The organism is Promicromonospora kroppenstedtii DSM 19349, assembly GCF_000515355.1.
Classification (GTDB): domain Bacteria; phylum Actinomycetota; class Actinomycetes; order Actinomycetales; family Cellulomonadaceae; genus Promicromonospora; species Promicromonospora kroppenstedtii.
This window is the reverse complement of sequence record NZ_KI911686.1, coordinates 6,319-7,102: the sequence shown is the minus strand read 5'-3', so window position 1 is coordinate 7,102 and position 784 is coordinate 6,319. Positions and strand designations below refer to the sequence as shown.

The 784-nt window shown below is 75.9% G+C and carries 1 protein-coding gene; it reads left to right on the top strand.

Annotated features, from left to right (window positions below):
- A partial coding sequence (locus PROKR_RS14625; RefSeq protein ID WP_036964395.1) for a hypothetical protein occupies positions 1-713 on the top strand: 713 nt, incomplete at its 5' end.
- Positions 714-784: the final 71 nt, after the last annotated feature.

Genomic DNA, 784 nt, shown 5'->3' with positions numbered 1-784 from the left:
GGGCGGGCGCCGAGGCGGACGCGCCCGGCCAGATCCGGGCCTGGCTCGCCGCGCGGACGGCGGAGCACGGCGACCTGGTGATCAAGGACCCGCGGCTGCTCTGGTTCCTGGAACACTGGCAGGCCGCGGCCGCCGCGACCGGCGCGGTGGCGTCGTGCGTCACGGTGCTGCGCCCGCCCACGGAGGTCGTGGGCAGCAGGGTGACCGACGACGGGGACGCGCTGGTGGACCGGCTGGCCGGCTGGATCAACCTGATGCTCGGCACCGAGCTCGCCACGCGGGCCACGCCGCGCGCCTTCGTGCGCTACTGGGACCTGATCCACGACTGGGACAGCCCGGTGTTCGACGCCGCGGCCGCCCTCGACCTGCCGATGGTCGACCCGCGTGACACGAGCGCCGTCGAGCGGGTGGACGCGTTCATCGACCACACGCTGCACCGCGTCGAGGTCACATGGGACGAGACGCCGGTACCGGCGCCCCTGCGCGCGCTGGCGGACGACACCTGGGCCGCCCTCGACGCCCTCCCCGAGCACGACGACGCCGTGACGCGCGCCGAGTTCGACCGGTTGCGCGCGTTGTACCCCTATGTGCACCGCAAGGTCGCCGGGTCCCCCGCGCGACGGATCGCGCGGATGGTGCCGCCGGCCGTGGTCCCGTCGCCGGTCCGGACGCGGGTGGCGGGCATGCTCGGCCGCACCCCGTACGCCGGCTGAGCGGAGAGGCCCGTGCCCGTCGACGTCGTCCACTGGAACCCGAGGCGGCCGGTCCTGCCCGGCCGGTGGGG